This window comes from Pseudomonas sp. Irchel 3A18, from assembly GCF_900187465.1.
GTDB classification, from domain to species: Bacteria; Pseudomonadota; Gammaproteobacteria; order Pseudomonadales; family Pseudomonadaceae; genus Aquipseudomonas; species Aquipseudomonas cichorii.
Window position 1 is genome coordinate 510,293 of record NZ_FYDI01000001.1, and the last position, 19,513, is coordinate 529,805.

10 protein-coding genes are annotated in these 19,513 nt (G+C 55.3%); 6 read left to right on the forward strand and 4 right to left on the reverse strand.

Translation table 11 applies throughout. The features are described from left to right. Positions 1 to 5: 5 nt before the first annotated feature. Together CKW23_RS02185 and cysB are read left to right on the forward strand one after the other, a co-directional pair. Positions 6 to 506, forward strand: a complete 501-nt coding sequence (locus CKW23_RS02185; protein WP_025260577.1) for a universal stress protein — start codon at positions 6 to 8, stop codon at positions 504 to 506. A 145-nt stretch (positions 507 to 651) separates the two neighbouring features. Continuing rightward, positions 652 to 1,626 (forward strand): HTH-type transcriptional regulator CysB, encoded by a 975-nt coding sequence (gene cysB / locus CKW23_RS02190; RefSeq protein ID WP_025260576.1) that lies wholly within the window; start codon positions 652 to 654, stop codon positions 1,624 to 1,626. A 59-nt stretch (positions 1,627 to 1,685) separates the two neighbouring features. On the opposite strand, the gene CKW23_RS02195 is transcribed toward cysB, so the two are convergent. After that, complete coding sequence (locus CKW23_RS02195; RefSeq protein WP_025260575.1) at positions 1,686 to 2,420, reverse strand: phosphoadenylyl-sulfate reductase; 735 nt, start codon at positions 2,418 to 2,420, stop codon at positions 1,686 to 1,688. A gap of 151 nt (positions 2,421 to 2,571) precedes the next feature. Here CKW23_RS02195 and thrH point away from each other — a divergent pair, with 151 nt between their 5' ends. Then, a complete protein-coding gene (gene thrH / locus CKW23_RS02200; protein WP_025260574.1) occupies positions 2,572 to 3,189 on the forward strand; it encodes a bifunctional phosphoserine phosphatase/homoserine phosphotransferase ThrH in 618 nt (205 codons plus the stop codon). 47 nt (positions 3,190 to 3,236) lie between these two features. Here the strand turns inward: thrH and pabB are convergent, their stop codons facing one another. After that, positions 3,237 to 4,589: an aminodeoxychorismate synthase component I gene (gene pabB, locus CKW23_RS02205; RefSeq protein WP_025260573.1), complete on the reverse strand. Its 1,353-nt coding sequence runs from the start codon at positions 4,587 to 4,589 to the stop codon at positions 3,237 to 3,239. An 835-nt stretch (positions 4,590 to 5,424) separates the two neighbouring features. Here pabB and CKW23_RS02210 point away from each other — a divergent pair. The 3 genes from CKW23_RS02210 to CKW23_RS02220 all read left to right on the forward strand — a co-directional run bounded on the left by CKW23_RS02210 (position 5,425) and on the right by CKW23_RS02220 (position 11,116). Next, the gene (locus CKW23_RS02210) at positions 5,425 to 7,332 is read left to right on the forward strand and encodes an autotransporter outer membrane beta-barrel domain-containing protein (protein ID WP_236249361.1); all 1,908 of its coding nucleotides are present in this window, start codon (positions 5,425 to 5,427) and stop codon (positions 7,330 to 7,332) included. A gap of 235 nt (positions 7,333 to 7,567) precedes the next feature. Then, complete coding sequence (locus CKW23_RS02215; protein WP_143008706.1) at positions 7,568 to 9,577, forward strand: hypothetical protein; 2,010 nt, start codon at positions 7,568 to 7,570, stop codon at positions 9,575 to 9,577. A gap of 84 nt (positions 9,578 to 9,661) precedes the next feature. Continuing rightward, positions 9,662 to 11,116: a hypothetical protein gene (locus tag CKW23_RS02220; RefSeq protein WP_143498868.1), complete on the forward strand. Its 1,455-nt coding sequence runs from the start codon at positions 9,662 to 9,664 to the stop codon at positions 11,114 to 11,116. Between the two features lie 69 nt (positions 11,117 to 11,185). Here CKW23_RS02220 and CKW23_RS02225 read toward each other — a convergent pair whose 3' ends face one another. Together CKW23_RS02225 and CKW23_RS02230 are read right to left on the reverse strand one after the other, a co-directional pair. Then, complete coding sequence (locus CKW23_RS02225; RefSeq protein ID WP_095066952.1) at positions 11,186 to 16,123, reverse strand: RHS repeat-associated core domain-containing protein; 4,938 nt, start codon at positions 16,121 to 16,123, stop codon at positions 11,186 to 11,188. Between the two features lie 68 nt (positions 16,124 to 16,191). Then, positions 16,192 to 19,497 carry a hypothetical protein gene (locus tag CKW23_RS02230; RefSeq protein ID WP_095066953.1) on the reverse strand — a complete coding sequence of 1,102 codons (3,306 nt, stop codon included), beginning with the start codon at positions 19,495 to 19,497 and terminating at the stop codon, positions 16,192 to 16,194. Between the last annotated feature and the right edge of the window lie 16 nt (positions 19,498 to 19,513).

A 19,513-nucleotide genomic window follows, 5' to 3' on the forward strand; every position in this document is an offset into this window, starting at 1 on the left:
GTTATATGATTCGTTCGATCCTGTGTGCCACAGACCTCGGTCTGTATGCGCCCTATGTAGTGCAGCATGCGCTGGCGATGGCTCGAACTTTCAATGCCGGTCTTTATGTCATCCATGTTGTCGAACCCATGGGGCTGTTCGCCGAATCGGTGCTGCAGAGTTATCTGGGCGAGGATGAGCTGAAGGATCTCCACGGCAAGGGCGTGAGAACATTCATGGATGGAATAGAGCAACGGATGCTCGACGGGTTTCGTGAAGAACTAGGTGAAGGGCATAAAGACCTGTCTTTCATCCGCGCAGTGAGGGTTGTCCAGGGGGAACCTTGCAATATGATCCTTGAACAGACACGCGAGCTGGCAGTGGACTTGCTGGTGCTAGGTAGTCATAGCCATATGGCGAGAGAGGGCGCGTCGATAGGTCGTACGGCCGCCAGGGTTTTACAGCTTTCTGCTGTACCTGTTTACATGGTGCCCATGATGCAGAACAGAGGACGGGGGCAGGAGTGATGGTGTAAATGATGGTTTAAGTGAAATCGAGCGTGCGATTACCTCTCAAAGGTGATAAAAAGTTCTAGCGTTCTCTACTCGACCATTAATCCAGTTATATACCGTCGCTGATACCCCTAGGGTTTATCTGCTTTGAGGGATACATATGAAGCTTCAACAATTGCGCTACATTTGGGAAGTGGCGCACCACGACCTCAACGTTTCCGCGACGGCACAGAGCCTTTATACCTCGCAGCCCGGCATCAGCAAGCAGATACGCTTGCTTGAAGACGAGCTTGGGGTCGAAGTTTTTGCCCGCAGCGGCAAGCACCTGACGCGAGTCACGCCAGCCGGTGAGCGTATTATCACCACCGCCGGCGAGATCTTGCGCAAGGTCGAAAGTATCAAGCAAATCGCCCAGGAATTCTCCAACGAGAAAAAGGGCACCTTGTCGATTGCAACCACCCACACCCAGGCGCGCTATGCCTTGCCGCCTGTAATCAGTAATTTCATCAGGCAATACCCGGACGTTGCATTGCACATGCATCAGGGTTCACCCGTACAGATCGGAGAAATGGCGGCTGACGGGACCGTGGACTTCGCCATCGCCACCGAAGCACTCGAGCAGTTCGGTGACCTGGTCATGATGCCGTGCTATCGCTGGAACCGCTGTGTAGTGGTGCCTCAGGGCCATCCCCTGACCAAGGTGCCCAAGCTGACGCTGGAATTGTTGGCCGAATACCCGATCGTGACGTATGTATTCGGGTTCACGGGACGCTCCAAGCTTGATGAAGCATTCAGCCATCGGGGGCTGGTGCCCAAGGTCGTCTTCACTGCTGCGGATGCGGACGTGATCAAGACGTATGTGCGCCTGAATCTGGGGGTAGGCATCGTTGCCAGGATGGCAGTAGATGAAGAACTGGACAGCGACCTGGTCATCCTTGATGCCAGCGACCTGTTCGAGTCCAGCATCACCAAGATTGCTTTCCGTCGTGGGACGTTCCTGCGTGGCTTCATGTGCGACTTTATCGAGAAGTTTGCTCCGCACCTGACTCGCGAAGTGATGGCCAAAGCGATTCAGTGCCATAACAAGCAGGAGCTTGAAGAGCTGTTTGAAGGTGTGGAACTGCCTGTGCATTGATGTCTATCGCGAATGAATTCGCTCCTGCCGGGAGCGGATTCATCCGCGAAAAACGGTCATCAACCCTTGGTGATCAGATTCCCGGCATGCAACCCGCATTCTTTCTGTGTTGCTTCTTCCCACCACCAGCGGCCTTCGCGTTCGTGCTGGTTCGGTAATACCGGACGTGTGCAGGGTTCGCAGCCAATGCTGATGAAACCGCGCTCATGCAGGCTGTTGTAAGGCAGCTCCAGCATGCGGATATAGCCCCAGATTTCTTCGCTGCTCATCTGTGCCAGTGGGTTGAACTTGTACAGTGTGCGCTCGGGTGTCGAAAAGGCGCTGTCCACTTCCAGGACGGCTACCGCGCTACGGGTGCCAGGGCTCTGGTCCCGACGCTGGCCGGTTGCCCAGGCCTTGACGCCTGACAGCTTGCGGCGCAGGGGTTCGATCTTGCGAATACCGCAGCACTCGCCATGACCATCCTTGTAGAAACTGAACAGGCCCTTTTCCTTGACGAAAGGCTCAAGCTTTTGCTGATCGGGAGAGACCAGTTCGATGGCGATACCATACTGCTCGCGGACCTGCTCGATGAAACGATAGGTCTCGGGATGCAGGCGGCCGGTATCCAGGCTGAATACCTTGACGTTCTTGTTCAGCTTCCAGGCCATGTCCACCAGCACCACATCCTCGGCACCGCTGAAGGAAATCCACAGCTCGTCACCGAAATGCGCGAAGGCCAGTTTCAGAATGTCCTGGGCAGACTTGTTGGCATACGTCGCGGCAAGTTCAGCGACGTCGAAAGGTTGGCTCATCAGGCGGCTTCCTAGGTACAAGAGTGGCGCTTAAGCGCTCGTGATGGCGGCAATGGTAACAAAAACCACCGGCCTGTGGCCTTGCGTTGAAACGACATCAGACCCTAGAGTGCCGCTTCGCTTGATCTCGAAATCCCTGGAGGAGTGTTCTGTGGAAATTGCCTGTCTCGACCTGGAAGGTGTACTGGTCCCGGAAATCTGGATTGCCTTTGCCGAGAAAACCGGTATCGAATCGCTGCGGGCGACCACCCGGGACATTCCTGACTATGACGTGCTGATGAAGCAGCGGCTGCGCATTCTTGATGAGCATGGCCTGAAGCTGTCGGATATTCAGGAAGTGATCGGCACCCTCAAGCCGCTGGACGGCGCTGTCGAGTTCGTCAACTGGCTGCGCGAGCGTTTCCAGGTGGTGATTCTGTCGGATACTTTCTACGAGTTCTCCCAACCGTTGATGCGCCAACTGGGTTTTCCGACCTTGTTGTGCCATCGACTGATCACCGACGAGACGGACCGTGTCGTCAGCTACCAGTTGCGTCAGAAGGACCCGAAGCGTCAGTCGGTACTGGCTTTCAAGAGCCTGTACTACCGCATCATCGCTGCTGGCGACTCCTACAACGATACCACCATGCTGGGCGAGGCCGATGCAGGCATCCTGTTCCATGCCCCGGAAAACGTCATTCGCGAATTCCCGCAGTTCCCGGCGGTGCATACCTTTGAAGACCTGAAAAAGGAATTCATCAAGGCCTCGAATCGGGATTTGTCGTTGTAAATCCATTCGCGAATAAATTCGCTCTTACACATACCGTAGGAGCGGCTTCAGTCGCGAATAAAGTTCTCCAGTGTCTTGAGCAGCACCCGCACCTTGGTAAACGACTCCTGATATTCCGACTCGCAGTCGGAGTCCGCGACGATTCCGCCACCACCCCAGCAGGAAATACTGCCGTCTTTCACCAGCAGGCTGCGGATGGCGATGGAGCTGTCCATTTCACCGCGTACATCCATGTACATCAGCGAGCCGCAGTAAAGGGCGCGGCGTGTGGGCTCAAGTTCGTCGATGATCTGCATGGCGCGGATTTTCGGGGCGCCGGTAATCGAGCCGCCGGGGAAGCTGCCTGCGATCAGGTCCAGGGCATCCTTGTCTGCCGCCAGTTCGCCGGTCACGCTGCTGACCAGATGATGCACATTCGGGTAGCTTTCCAGGCTGAACAACTCCGGGACTTTCACCGAGCCGATAGTGCAACTGCGGCCCAGGTCGTTACGCAACAGATCAACGATCATCAGGTTTTCGGCGCGGTCCTTGAGGCTGGAAAGCAGTTCTTGCGCATAAGCCTCATCTTCCGATGCATCGCAACCCCGTGGTCGGGTGCCTTTGATCGGGCGGGTTTCTACTTCGCGATTGCTGACTTTGACGAAGCGCTCCGGCGACAGGCTCAGGATGGCATCGCCGTCGGGTAATGACTGATAGCCGGAAAACGGCGTTGGGCACGCCGAGCGCAGAGCGCAGTACGCGGCCCATGAGTCGCCTTCGCAACGAGTCTGAAAGCGCTGGGCAAAGTTGACCTGATAACAATCGCCCGCCTGAATGTAGTCCTGAATACGGGTAATGGCCGTGCGGTAATCCAGCGCGCTGAGGTCGGCCTGGAATGGGCCGGTCAATCTGAACCCGCTCGTTGCCGGTTCGTCTGGTTGCTCGAACAGTTCCAGTAACCGCAAACATTCTGCTTGCGGCAGTGCCGGGTGGCAGACCAGTTGCGTGGTGCCTGCCTGATGATCACTGATCACCGCCCAGGCATACAGGCCCAGGCGAGCATCCGGCAGTTGCAGGTCATCGATAGCCAGGGTTGGTAACGGCTCAAGGCGACGACCGAAGTCATAGCCCAGATAGCCAATCAACCCACCCGCAAAGGGCAGCTCGCTGTCAGAGGGCAATTGTGCAATGCCCAGACGCTCAAGGCCGTTGCGCAACCGTTGCAGAAACGCCGTACCGGATTCACCCGGCTCTACAACCAGATGCTCCAGCGGCCATGCGCTGAGCAGATCAAACCTTCCGCGATCCGCCTCAGGACGACCACTGTCCAGCAACACGGCGCCCGGTGCATGACGGACCCGTTTGAAGTATTCAGCAGGGTCAGATGAATAGCGCAAGGGGTAAAGGGTGCAGGTCGGCATTCGCAGAAATCGGTCGGCAGTATCGGGTGGGTGATTCTAAGGCTCAAGTGCCAGTATCTCCTAGTACTCTGTTTGGGAAACGGGCTGGATTTTTGTTCTGAAGAAGTATTTTGATGGAAATAATCATTGGACTGTAAAGGCAGATTTACAACGAGTTCCCTATTGTCCCTGGTCGTGATGTGCAAGTGCTTTATCGCTGATTTGAATAGTTTGTATGAATCTAGGAAGAGAATGTTAATGAAATGATTCAGTTATTCTTAAAAAGGATAAGCCTGCTTTTTTTATTGTGAATTGATTGACTCTTCATCGTTTATTTATCTTTTGTTAGTAGGAATGAGGCTACATTCCTCTAGGAAAGGTCCTACATGATTATAGGTTTTGTATTGTTATTCTTCGGCGCTGTTGATGACGCACGTATTGTCGTTGTCGCTTTTGTGAAACGAAGGAATAAGTCATGTTTTTTTATAATTCATCGAAGGATGCTCCTTCAGGCAGGATGCTGCGGACGCTATGGATTACTCCGTTGATGCTGGCTGGCTATCATGTGCCTGTCTCGGCTGAGGCGGTTGTTGGCCCCTTGACTGAGACTGTTATTGGAGGTCCCAGGTACATAGATGGCTCTTACCTTACGACTGACTGGATAGTCAGGGATGGAGGTGTGCTTAACGCCAATGGCGCTCAAACCACTTATATAGATGTGTATCACGGCGGTACATTGAACTTTACGGATACGGATGTGACGGAGGGTAATCTTTCCGGTGTTGCAGTCTCTCTTCTCAGTGGTGTGGCAAGTTTCAAAGGTGGCAATATCGGAGGGGCAAATACAGAATTTGGTATGCGCCTGGGGGCTTCCAGTGTCGCGATGACTGGCTCTGTCGTGAAGGGAACAGAGGCAGGCATTGATATTTACCCGGGCTCCAGCCTGACGCTCTCGGGGAGCCAGGTAAGTGGCACGGGTGCCAATGGTATTGGTATCCATATGTACAACGGGGATTTGAAGGCCAATAGCGGTACGGTTATTTCCGGTACGGTGATGGGTATCAGCGTCACTCAAGCCAGACCCACCGCAGGCCCCGGTAATCCTTCCATTGAACTCGACAACAGTCATGTCATCGGGCAGACAGGAGCTGCAATCGTTGTAGCCAGGCCTTTCGGTACTTCTGACTCGACAACTATCGTTTTAAAAAACGGCTCAACTCTGGTGGGGGGCAACGGGAACATTCTTGAAGTGAATGGTGCCACGACCAGAATGGATGTATCAGGCAGTGCGCTTACAGGGAATGTCCAGCTCACTGACAGGGGCAAGCTGGATTTGAGCCTGGATCAGAGCAGCCTCACGGGCGACGTGATCGCTGAAGAGGGCAGTACTGCAAATGTTGCACTTTCCAATAACTCCGTTCTGACAGGCCGTCTTGAAAACCTCAGCAGCCTGGCGATCAATAGTGCCGCGAAGTGGGTGATGGTTGAAGACTCCACGGTCAGCAACCTGGCAATGGATGGCGGTTTCATCAAGATGGGTGAGCCGGATGCTTTCTACAGGTTGTCGGTGGGCAATCTGTCAGGTAATGGCACCTTTATCATGGATGCCGATTTCTCTCAGGGCAAAGTCGACTTTCTCGATGTGACCGGTACGGCAACCGGCAATCACTCCTTGCTGGTGGGGGCAACCGGTTCCGATCCGCTTGCCGACTCCTCCATGCATGTGGTGCATACCGCCAGTGGTGACGCGCAGTTCTCGTTGCTCAACGGGCCGGTAGATATGGGCACCTACACCTATGAACTCAGCCAGCAAGGCGGCAATGACTGGTATCTGGTCAATACCGGCAAGGTCAGTTCCGGCACTGGCGCGGTGCTGGCATTGTTCAATACGGCGCCTACTGTGTGGTATGGCGAGTTGTCCACCCTGCGCAGCCGTATGGGTGAGTTGCGTTTCAAGGGCGGACAGCCAGGCGGCTGGATTCGTGCCTATGGCAACAAGTTTGACGCCAAGGCCGCGTCCGGTGTCGGCTACCAGCAGACACAACAAGGGCTCTCTTTTGGTGCCGATGCTCCATTGCCAGTGGGTGACGGGCAGTGGCTGGTCGGTTTGCTGGGTGGTTACAGCAAGTCTGACCTGAGCCTTGGTCGCGGCACCAGCGGGCAGGTCAACAGCTACTATGTCGGCGCTTATACGACCTGGCTCGACCAGGACAGCGGCTACTACTTTGACGGTGTTCTCAAGTTCAACCGCTTTCGCAATGAAGCCGATGTCAGCCTGAGCGATGGCTCTGAGTCGAAGGGCGATTACGACAACAGTGGTGTGGGTGCTTCCGTCGAGTTCGGCAAGCATATCAAACTCGATGATGGCTATTTCGTCGAGCCTTACACGCAACTGGCAGGCTTGATGGTTCAGGGCAAGGATTATGCTCTGGACAATGGCATGCGGGCTGAAGGTGATGATACCCGGTCACTGGTCGGCAAGCTGGGTGCTACGGCAGGTCGTGATTTCGATCTGGGCGAGGGCAGGATTGCCCAGCCTTATATCCGTGCCGCATACGTGCATGAGTTCTCTGAGGACAATGGCGTAAAGATCAATGGCAACGACTTCAATAATGATCTTTCCGGGGCGCGAGGTGAACTGGGTGCCGGTATTGCCGTTTCGATGTCGGACCGGCTGCAACTGCATGCCGATTTCGACTACAGCAATGGCAAGAAACTTGAGCAGCCATGGGGTGCCACTATAGGGCTGCGTTATAACTGGTAGTTGTTATTTAGAATCGGAGGGGGGCGAAAGCCTCCCTTTTTGTGTTTAAACGAATAATCGAAGCTTTTAATGAGGGGGTAAGCACTGGCAGTTCTGACAGTATCCAGTTTGTCAGGGGAGGCGTTTAATGGTGTTCGGGGTAGAGAGTTCAAGGATAAAGGCTTTATGGCGTTTTGTCGAAAGGCTCCTGCTCGCTTATAGGTATAGGTCATTTATTAATCTCAAGGAGAGTGACATGTCGAACTCCGATAAAATTGCGGAAGGCGTAGAGAAACGCCGTGAGTATATGCGTTCACACGCCAGGGTAAAGGGGAGGGGTATCTCGCAGGTTGATAAGCTTGAGCCCGCTCTGGTCAAGGATATTCTTCCTGGTTTGCCACAGGGCTTGCTCCCTGTTCGGGTATTGGCGGCTGATCTTGATGTGCAGATTCCTTATTGGAATGATGATATTTCCGATGTGGGTTATGTGGATATCACGTTAAATCTTGTTGCTGGCAGTGATCCACCTGTTTATTCCAATAAACAGCGATTCCAGGGGCCGCTAGTTGCTGCTGACTTCCCACTGCCAAAAAATATTGCCAAGGGTAATCTGCCCCATGAGGGCGAGTTCAGGATTGAGTACACCGTTTCAACGAACGAGGGTGTAACCAACTCTTCAATTCCTTTAACGATTACGATTGACAGGACTGCGCCTTATTATAATGCAGACCCCTTGCTTGCATTCCCGGTTGCGCTGGAGGTTCCGGAAAAGGTTATTACTGACGATACGTTTACCGGTGGCGTGACCGAATTTGTCTGTACGCTACCTGATTATCCGGATTATGCCGAGGGCGACATGATTGTGGTGTATTGGGGGCCGACAACGCCTGAGAATCCTGATGCCCCCAACCCTGCTTTCGGCCCGATAGCGGTTCCAGCGGACCGGAAAATTCCGATCCCGAAAGCTTTCATCGAAGACAAGATCAATGGCCCTACGTACTCCGTGTACTGGCTGACAGACAAGGCCGGAAACGTGAGTTCCATTTCCCGACCTGCTGAAGTGGATGTGCAACTGGGCGCGCTGCCCGAGAACTTGCAAGACCCGCAGGTTCCATTAGGGCCATTGGTGGATCTTGCCGATGCACATTTCGGGGTCACCGTGCTTGTTCCAGCGTTCGATAATCCTGCAGATACGCTTATTCACGTGAAATGGGGGGCAACTTCCATGCTTGCTGTGGCACCTGGGTCTGATCCTCGCGATGTCGAAGTCCCTGTACCCTGGGGGGCTCTGAAGGGGGAATATCTGGGGCCGGGCGAGAAGCCCGTAACGGCCAGCTATCAAGTCAGTCGGGGTACGTTGATGTTTCCGCCTGCCCCCTTGACCGTGGAAGTCCAGGCCGACTTTTCAGTCATCGGTCCGGTAAACCCGGATGAGCCCAACCCCGTTAATCCGACACTTGCCCAAGTGCATCTGACCGGGGCCGATGGTGGGCAGGATCACCTCACCCCCAATGACGATGGAAAGGACATTACTGCAACCGTGGCGTTGTATAACCCTGCATTGTCCACTGAGGTATTGAGTCTGTATTGGGGAACTCAGGAACTCCCGGTGGATGAGTTCACTGTGGTAGGTGAAAAGCCAGGGGATCCGATCAATTTCACTATTCCCTGGGTAGCCATTGAAGCCCAGGCCAATAATCCTGCATTGCCGATGTACTACGGCATCAACAGTGCTGACGGCAATAATCCCCAGTACTCCATTGATACGCTAGTCAATGTAGATGTCCTGAGAGTCAGCTTCGAGCCTGTCACCTTTCCAGATGTCTTCGAGGATGATAACGGCAACACGACGCTTTCATGCATTTCCCTGTACTCGGAAGACTATAACGATCCGACTGCAAAGTATGGTTTCAGGGTGGAAGTTCCCGGGGATCCGGATCTTAAAGTTGGTGATGTGGTGATAGCGGTATGGCAAGGTTATGAGAATGATGGAACCACGGCCATTCCTGCGACCCGATTTACCCATACTCACCCGCCGTTGACGCAGGAAGAGGTGGACGATGGTTTCCTGTTTCTTGTGGAACCCTACGTTGATCATATCTTGCCGATCAGAAGAGGGTTTGCGGAAGTTACTTACACCGTAACACCCGTGGGCGGTGGTGCGCCTGTCCCGGCTAATCCAATGCCTGCGAAGCAGTATGTCTCGCTTATTATCCCGGGTCTTAATCTAACGTGCGTAGTGCCGCCGCCAGAACCCAAACCATGAAGTGTGAGGCCGACAATTTGCGTGTCTGCGCGCAAGGGGGGTGGCCGGTTATATTCCTGGCAGGTTATATGGGAGAAACGCGATATGGAAGCGACTGATTTTTTAGCGAACTTGAGCCCGCCAGCAGTGCCAGAGGCTTTGCCGGACATTCCGGGAGGAGAAACCAATCTTCTGCCTCTGGCGGCATTGCAAAGAAACCTGAAAGTGACATTTCCCTTATGGGGCGGAAGCGATCCAGTACCGGGCCGCAATGAAAGGGTCGTGCTGAACTGGGACAGGCGGGAAGTGGCTGTAAAGACATTCACGACGCCCATCACTGATCCAGACACTCTGTTTGCGGAGATTCCTCTGGCTGAACTGACTGAAGGTACGCACCAGTTGTTTTACAAGGTCACACTTTCAACCGGCAACACTAACGAGTCTGACCCTATTGCCATCACCATTGACAGAACTCCTGCCACGCTTGCCGGCAATAAAGACCCGCTGGCTTTTCTTCCCGATCTGATCGGTAACAGGGTCACGGCCCGTTATCTGGAGGAGCACAACAATACACTTCCGGCCACTGTCCCCACCTATTCCCCCCATCGGCCCGGCGACACCATCAGTTGGTATTGGGAGCAAGCACCGGTTGGTTCTCTGCTGGCGGGTGAGAAGACCTTGAGCTTGGTCGATATGAGCCTGGACATCGCAATCGATGGCGATGTGATTGTTGCCGGTGGCGATGGCCAGCGGTATGCGACCTATGAAGTTCAGGACCGGGCCGGAAACCTCAGTGTATTGTCTCGCGCCGCACTGCTGTCCGTGGATGCGCAGCCGATTCCGTTGCTGATGCCTTCGGTCAGGAAATCGCTGCCAGCAGGCGGTGGCAAGGGAACACTGGACCCGATGCTCGTCACGGATGGGGCCGTGGTGGTCATCCCCTCGGAAATCGATCTGCAGCCCTCCGACCTGCTCACGGTCTACTGGACCGGTATTACTCCCGAGGCCAGCCACGTCACAACTACCCCCATCGCGGCGGGTGGTCTTGAGTATGGAATACCGGCTATCGCAGTACCCGGCAATATAGGTTCAGGCAGAGAAGTCGACGTGTATTACACCTTGACCCATCAGGGTGGCAAGGTTGAAGAGTCCGGGAAGTATCTGCTGACCATCCTGCCGATTCCCGATGCCCGGTTTCCCCAGCCACAATGCGAACAGGCAAGCGGGACACCGGAGACACTTCGTCTTTCTGCAGTACCCGCCGGTGGAGCAGACTTCTTCACCCGGGCATGGGTGTTTATGGCCGAGAAGCAAAAGATGAATATGCGGGCAGAGGGAGTGGACAAGAATACGGGGGGCGATCTGTACTTCGACATGTTCAAGGCGCGTGAGGTAACTTCAAGTGAGATCGTTGCAGAGAGAGTCAACGCCGTGCTGGTTCGTTCGTTTCTGGAACAGTTGAAACTCAATGCGGTCTTCTCGGTATATATTGAAGTGAGTTTCGATGGCGGGTTGTCGTACAGGGTGTTCAGACGGCTGGAGTTGACGTTGGTGGCTTGAATCGTGAAACCGCCTCGGCGCAAGGGGGGAGGCGGTTTTTTGATGTCTTCAGGCCGGCTACGCTTACGATTATATTTTTCTCAGTTTTCCTATTAGATCACCAGGATGAAGTGTTTTGCCGTTAGATGTCACTAGGCCACTTGCACTATTGATCTTGTCAATAAGCTCCGTGGAAGCGCGGGGAGATTCCTGTCCAGTGGAGGGCTTGGCTGGACGGACTAATTTTACTGCTGCTTCAGATCCAGACGGGGGCGGCACTATCTCGACTTCTGGAGTACTTGCCCGGGGGGATGGGGGCGGCGGTGGTTTGAAAGCCACTCGGGGCGGAGGGGGGGGCGGTGTTTGAGTCGAGGCATGTATAGTGTTAGGCCTGCCCATGCCCGGTTTGGGCAATTCGTTCAGTTCGCCACCAGATATCCTCCATACTCGTTTATCGAAGGTAAGTATTCGGCCTGATTCATGTGTTGTCTGCGTTGCCATGTCTACAGACGCTACGTTCTCTACAGGCATTGCTCTTCCTATATCCATTGAGCTGGTAGGCGCAGTCTTTGGTAGATCATCAGTTCCGGTACTTGCCGCCTTAGCGAAATCCCACTTTGACCTCCCCGTAAAAAATGCAGCCGCACCCGCCAGAGTCGATATGATCCCCAGCACAGTGCTTGTTATGCCCAGCGCTTTCTTGGCCTGTGTATCCGGGGTATAAGCGCCGATCCCGCCTGTCACCACCGCCGCAACCCCCGCCGTCTGGGCAACCGCGAACAGGCCGAACTGCATGGTCAATGCCGGCGCAGCCACTCCACCGGTCGCAACGGTGCCAATGATCCCCAGCACCAGGCCTGCGATATTGAGCCCCAGAAACAGACCACGGGACATATGCCCGGTGGGGTCGACGAAGCCGATCGGGTCGCCCAGGCAATAGACATAAGGGTTGAGCCCGCCAGCGCCGAACGGGCTGAGGCTGTCGGGGCTATGGAAACGCATCAGTATCGGGTTATAGGCTCGGTAGCCACGGCCCAGCAGATACCAGCCGCTGACCTCATCGCGCACTTCACCATTGAAGCCCAGCAGGTTACGCATGCCATCGTCACTGCTGCGTTCCCCATAGGCGCTGTACACCGCCGTGCGCAGATCGGCCTGCTGGCTTTCGCCGAGCAGGCTTTGCTTGGCGTCGGTCATGAATAACAGGGTCTTTGCCCCATCGCCGAGGGTCTGCTGCCCCAGCGGTTGATTGTCGCCATACAGATAACAGGTGGTTTCGTTGCCCTGAATACTGCTGCTCAAGCGTTCGCCCTGATAGAAACGCAGCGCCTCGATTTGACTGCCTTGACTGACGCCAACCAGTTGGTTGTGCGAGTCATAGCGGTATTGCGCTGCCGCTGTGCCATCTGTTGCGGTTACACCCAGCAAGCGGCTCTGAGTGTCATAAGCCAGTAGCTGAGCATTTTCGTCGTGCAACAGATTGCCATCGGCGTCGTAATCCAGCGTGATGCTGGCAGGGTAGTCCGGGTGAGTGTGGGTGATGCTGACCAGTTGCGTCGGATCATCAATGGCAAAGCCGAACAATGCCTGATCGGTGCTGCCATCGATAAAGGTGCTGAGTACTGCAGTGATATTGTCCAGCGCATCGAAATCGAAATGTTGTTCGCTGATCCCGTTGCCATAACGATCCTGTGGCAGCGTTTCTCCGGTACAGGCATGCAGCACGAGGCGGCCGCGTTCGTCGTAATCGAAGGTTTCATCGAGCAATGAGCGGTCGGCGGTTTTCAGATGCCTGGACGTCAGCCTGCCGTCCTTGCGCCATGTCTGGGTAATCGTGCGGGTATCGTGGCCGCTCAGTTCAAGGGTACGCTCGGTTTCCTGTCCCTGATCGTTGTATTGCAGGCTGGTCTGTAACGTGTTGCCACTGCCTGTATCCGTCGTGAGAGTACTCTGCAACCGACCCAGGCTGGACCAGGTGAATCCGGTCTGCAACTGTCCCTGTTTCACTGACCGGGCGCGGCCGAGCTGATCGTACTCATAGACTGACGTCAGCCCGCCTGGCTCCTGGCGGCTCAACGCCCGTCCGCCAAAGGAAGCCGTATGCAGGGTTTCCCGTGTCACTCCGTCTTCCACGCGGCGTTCCGCTTTCAATCCACCGTTCAGGTTGTAATCGAACTCGGTGCGGCTGCGACTGTTTTGCGAGGTCATCAAGGCGGCCGTCTTGAAGTCATAGGTAAAGTCCGCCTGTTCACTCTCGGCGATGGTGCGCACTGGCTGATCGCTCAGGCCCAGGCTGTATTCATAATGAATGGAGTGCCTGGCGGGAGTGATGCATTCATCCACCTGCATCTGTCCGCCCTTGTAGACCAGGGTGGTGGTGCGAGGGCCGACGCTGACGTGTGTCGCGCGATCCAGTCCATCGAACTGTTGTTCACCCAGCAGGATGGATTCTGTTGCATTGTCTGGCCTGGCGCAGATTCTTGTCGGCAAGGCATCGCTGCTGTGTAACGCATAATCCTTTTCGATCACGGTCAGGTCGGGGAGGGTGGTGCTGATGACCCGTGACAGGGCGTCGTAACCGAAGCTTGTGCTGCGCCTGAGCGCATCGACTTTCTGGATACAGCGCCCCAGGCCGTCATAGGCATAATCCGTCTGGCCTATAAGGTTGTCAGCAGCGTCCAGTGTTCTGGACCATTCGGGTTTGCCGAACCGGTTGCTTTTGGTTTCGGTCAGGTTGCTGATCTGTGGTGGCGTATCGCTGCTCTGCACCCAGTTGCGCACGGTCTTGCGTATCGGATCCGTTTCGGCAATCCGGGAAATCCCATCCGGGTCGGTGGCACTGCGCTGTTCACCCCAGTCATCGTATTGGTAGGTGTTGGTCAGGGGCAGTTCACGCAATTGCAGCTCCGGCTCATCCTCGACTTCCACCAGCAGCCAGTCACTCTCGGTGTCTTCGATCAACAGCCCGCGCGTGTCGTACAGCGCGCTGTAGGTCTGGAAGAAATCGGCAGGGTTGTTTTCGTCAGCGCCTTGCCGCAACTCCTTCACCACCCGGTTCATGCCATCGAGCAAGGTGCGGGTTTTGACCCCCTTGACGTTGGTGGCTTCCTGCTCGGCCTGCTGACCCTCCACAGCGCTGAGCACATAGCGGTAATGACGCGAGGCTTCGTAGGGTGTACCGGGCGCTGCGGTTTCCTCGATGACCCGGCCCAGTGCATCGTAGCGGTAGGCGATTTCCACGTCGTTGTCGTCGCGATTGAGCAGTGGCTGGCCGTTGAACAGCGAGTGTTGCAGGGTATGGGTCTTGCGCACGGTATCGAAGCTGGTGCTCAGGCTGATGATGGTGTGCTGCACGGTTTCCCCGGCGCGGGCATTACGGGTTCTCTGGTAGGTGTAGTCGGTGATCGTCGAGAGGCCATTGAGGGTCTGGGTGTCCTGCAACTTGCGCCCGTGCTGATAACGATCGGTGGGCTGGTGGATGTAGGTGAACGCGGTGTGCTGAAGCTCGGTTTCGTCCAGGCCATCCACTTGCAGCAGGCGCTCATCGGTCACGGCCAGCCAGCCGGGCGCTGCGCCGCCACCCACGCCGGTTTGCAGCGCGTAGCGATACGCGGTGCGCAACACCGGGGCCTCGCCGGGCGCGCCGGGGACCGGCGTGACGGTGGTGTCCTGCACGGTCCTTACAAAACCTTGAGGATCGGGCGGGCAGCCATCGCCACCGGCGGCCGGGTAATAGCGCCGGGTTTCCAGGGTGCCGTCGGGGTTTTCCTGGGTCAGCAGGTTGCCGAAGGTGTCGAAGGTGGTGCGGGTGGTTTCTTCATGGGTCTGGCTGGAAGCGCTGGGGTGATACCAGATCTTCAGCACTTCACGGGGCAACTGGCACTGGGCCGGTTGCTGGTCGAAGGGCAAGCCCGGCGTGCTGTGATATGTGGTGCGGGTGCTGAGCACATTGTCGCTTTGGGTGACGGTTTCCTCGGTCAGCAGGTGGAAGTTATTGAAGGCCCGCACTGTGGTGCGCAAGGCCTTGCCATCGAGCCAGAGCATTTCCGTACTGTTGTAGGTGTAGCTCTGGTTGGCCTTGTAGAGATTGTCCAGACCATCGTCGTCCCAGATCAGCCCGCTGGCGTTGAAACCCAGAAAATTGGTGTTGGAATATTGATAACGCACCTCGACCGGCGGCTGGCCGAAGCCGGGGCGCTGTTCATGCCGTAACACGCGGGGCAGCGACGGGTAGCGGTTCTGCGGAAACTCATGACCCTGGGCGTCATAGGTGATGAGTTCATGGCCACCCAACGGGTTATGCACCTGCGCCATGCACAGGTATTCATGGATCAGTTCGTACTGGAAGCGCCAGGCGGCCTGGTTGTCGGTTGGCAGCACGATGCGGGTGACTTCGCCATTGCTGAGCATCAGGCTGAAACGGACCAGGGGTTCGCCGCCACTGCCTTGTCCGGGATGCAAATCGACATTGATCTGCGCGGAGTTGGGGCGTGTGATGTCAAGCAGCAGGCCATAGTCGTCACTGACACTGCGCAGCACGGTTTCACCGGCATAGCTCTCGTAGGTCAGGCTGACCCGATGGCCTTCGGCGGAGTGGATTTCACTGACCCAGGCCAGGGTGTCACCGCCGCGCAGGGTGAGGATTTCCACCAGGCCAGACTTGTGTGTCACCCGATAGCGGCCGGTGGCCTCGACGGCAAAATGAAAGCTGTCGATCTTGCGCTCGGGGACAGTGGGCTGGGTGGGAGAACCTTCGATGCGGAAGGTTTCCCCGGTGGACAACGAGAGGATGCGCGAGACGGTGTCGAAGTGCGACAGGCGCACGCTCCAGCCTTTGCCGAACCCGGTGTTGCGGGGGCTCATGGGGCTGAAGCCGAGGCTGAGGGGCACCGTAGGTCCGCACAGGTGGTTGGCCTTGAGTTCGGGCAAGGTAATGAGGCAGGTGTACTGACCGGTGCGCGGGTCGACACCGGCCTGAACCGCGCTGAGAAAGTTGAAGGCATTGGAGTGAACAGTGGGTGTGGGCATGGAGCAATCCCCAGACAAGAGCCGTTAAACAGTCTGTTTATCGGCTCTTATAGTGTTTAGTGAGTACGTCAGTTGGTGGCCGTAATCTTCAATGTGTTACGGTCAGTCGGCGAGTTGAATCCCACGGTAATCTTGTGCTGGTTGCCGTATTCATCAATCAATTTCAGCTTCATCGGTTGAACGAAACCACTTTCGTTGTCGAATAGAAAGTCTGAACGTCGATGCAGGCTGATCAAGAGGGCGCCCTCAGGTGCTTCATGGCCAGCAATGACATCAAGGCTTGGGCGTAACTCAGGTGCAATGCTTTGCATCAACAAAGGCTCGAACAAGAGTGTTCGACTACCGGGCAGCGCGTAGCCGGTGTAACTGCCCATGAGTTCCGCATATTGACGGCTTTCCCACTGAGTCATGCTGGCGGGGCCATCAAATGCGACCGTAACGAACTTTATATTCTGGGTGGATTGTTTGAATCTCAGGTAGTAATAATCGATGGTATTGAGTTCGTAATCATTGTCTGCTCCGCCCACCACCCGAATGTGCTCGAACTCATAACTTTCTATGGCATAAGTGGGCACGGTTCGGGGGGTGATTTCTATGATGTTGTGTTTTTCTTCGGAACCATTTTGTTCAGTGGAATTGAATTCGGCCTGATCGGCGCGGGTCAAGGCAACTGCTATTTTTAACGGTATCGGGCTGCGGGTCTGGATATACAGGGATTTTCCACTGCCATCCAGAGCCTGTGGTTCAGGGGTCAGGGGGGCGTCAGGAGGATAATACAGATAAGCGTTTCTGGACTCATTGACGCCCCATTCTTTGCCTTCAGGTGTATCGGCGGGCACCCCTTCCTCACCGATATAAGGCAGTTCATTCAGTGTGTCAGCAACGATCAGGCGCATGCTGTTCAGCTCGGAAGGCGTGAGGGTAACTTCTGTGTTTTGATCGTCGAACGGCTTGACGGCCACTCTCACCTTGATTTGTTCCAGGCCATTGGCGAACAGTTTTACCGACCCGGATTGTTCCTTGATGGTGAAGTCCTCAAGGCGCACCCACTTAGCGCGGGGGGCTATTTCGGACAGATGAATGACCCCGTAGCCTGATTGGGTACCCACGCCATCGAAATAGCTGCCCTGAATAACGGTATAAGGCTGGGTGATCGTCGCCGGAGCCTTGAAGTTGCCGGTGGCATCGATGCTGCCTTCACCCGTGGCCACGCTCCATTGCACGGCGAGTACGTCAGCCAGTTGTCCAGGCAGGGACATATGCAGGGATGCGTCCGGTGCGAGTCCCGGGTGAAAAGCCGGTTTGACGTCCATGGGCATGACGCCATTGACGAGCAGTACCGTGCCCGGGCAGCGTGCCTTGGTAACGCTGTCAATCGCTTCAACCGTCACCGGCATGAATTTGCCAGAGGGTAAGGTGGCAGGAGGGGTATAAGTCGCTTCCTTGCCGTTGCCGGTGATAGTTCCTTGCTCAGGGGGAAGGGCAGTCCAGGTCACGGTGTTGCCGGTCAGTGTCGAGACTTTGAAGGTAACATTGCGCGGCGCTCGCAGGTCTATGGCATGCAGTGCAGGTGTCATGGCCATGGAGCTGGATACGATCACCACCAGCGCAGAAGCCGTCCGTGTTTCCTGGCTTTGCGGGTCGGTGTAGGTGGCGGTCACGACGTTGCGGGCGGTCGTGTCTTCAAGTTGCCCGACCGAAGGTGCGGTAAACAACCCTCCCGTCGTGATGACACCCTGGGAGCGGGACCCGTCGATGTCACGAACGCTCCAGGTGATATTGGCCGCACGGGCCCGATAACGCAGTTCGACGATTTCAAATTGCAGCGTGTCACCGGTCTTGACGGTGACATAGAGTGGGTTGAGGCTGAATGAAGTCAGGGCCGGGTCGACTTCCCCGAACAGGGCCAGGTCGCCGGGCAAGTAGGCTTCTTTCAGGATCAGGGCGTTGTGTTCCGGGAACAGCAGGTGGTTGATGCCGAAGAAATTTATTTCAGGGATGTCGATGGATTTGAAAAGGTCTAGAAGCTCCTTGAGGATACCCTCCAGAACTTCCTGAACTTTAATCTTCAGTTTTTCATGGAGTGCGTCCGGAGCGGTGACGGTCGCTTTATAACTGGAGAGGGGCGACTGCACAAAAGTAATGGTGTTGTTGCTCGCGTTCAGTTGGTTATCGAAAATAATAGAGACTTCATGCTCGAATCCGACCAAGGCATCTCTGTGTTCGTCCCACCATCCTGCGATATCGTCCCAGAAATGAAAGACTTCATTGCTGGTTCCGACCCATTTTAACTCAAGGCGAAAATCCGACCTGACGATAAGTGACAGTTTTTGTGAGAACTTAAAGCGCAGATCATCTTTTATAAAGTGAAGATGATGATTCGCATGCTGATATTGAATGTCGATCGGCTCCGCCGGGTACTCTCCCGCGACCGCAACCAGTTGATAATCACCTGTCTGTTGATCATCGTCCTTGACTTCAAAGTTCAACCCCTTGCCGATATGCTGTTTTATATACGGCATAATGAACCAGTACATGACAGCCTGGCGAGAAATGAGCAATGAGCCGGAGTATTTTGAACGCTCCTCACCCGTCACCTTGTCATCGGGAATAAGGTAAGGAAACGTGCTCTCGCTTGTCGGTAACGTTCCATCGTAAAAATTGTTTTTGGTGCGAACAAATAACACCACGGCGCCATCGCCATAACTGTCCGACTTGAGATTCTTTCCTTCAGGCGCTGCCTGGGTCAGGATATAAAAGTCCTTGGGTGCCAACAGGTCATCGGCATTGAAGTCCAGCAACCCCAGTGAATAGATTTGCTGTTCGGCGGGCAACTCATCGAATCGGGCCTTGAAAAAATCGCCTATCAGCGTCGGGCTGGCGCCCAGATCAATCAGGTTGGACGTGAACTCTGTGGCTTTCGAGATATCCAGAATGACGTGAGAGCTCTTGTTGATGCCTCCCACTACTTTTCTCAATTCAATATCGGCATTCAAGCGGTAGCCATGCTGTTCGGAAATATTGAAACTGGAGAGCGCTCGCGTAGGAGAACCAGGGGCATTGCTGTAGTGAGTGACGGTGCCTCCCACGATGTCCATATTCAGGCGTGCCCTGGAGTCCTTCAATGATGCATTTTCAAACGAGAGACGTGGGGCACTGAGAATGATCCCGCTCAGTTCCAGTGTTTCTGGCCCTTCCAGTTGCACCGTACCGCGGATCGCGGGCAGGAAGCTGTCTGTGCTGAACCGTGCGATATGCTGCTGCGCCAGTAAATGATTGGCCTTGGTACGGTTGAAGGACACGATCGCCCCCCAGCCCAGGGTATTGGTTCTGCCTTTAATTTTCTGTAAAAGTGAATTCAGTGAATTTGCCATGTCACACCTCGATTGA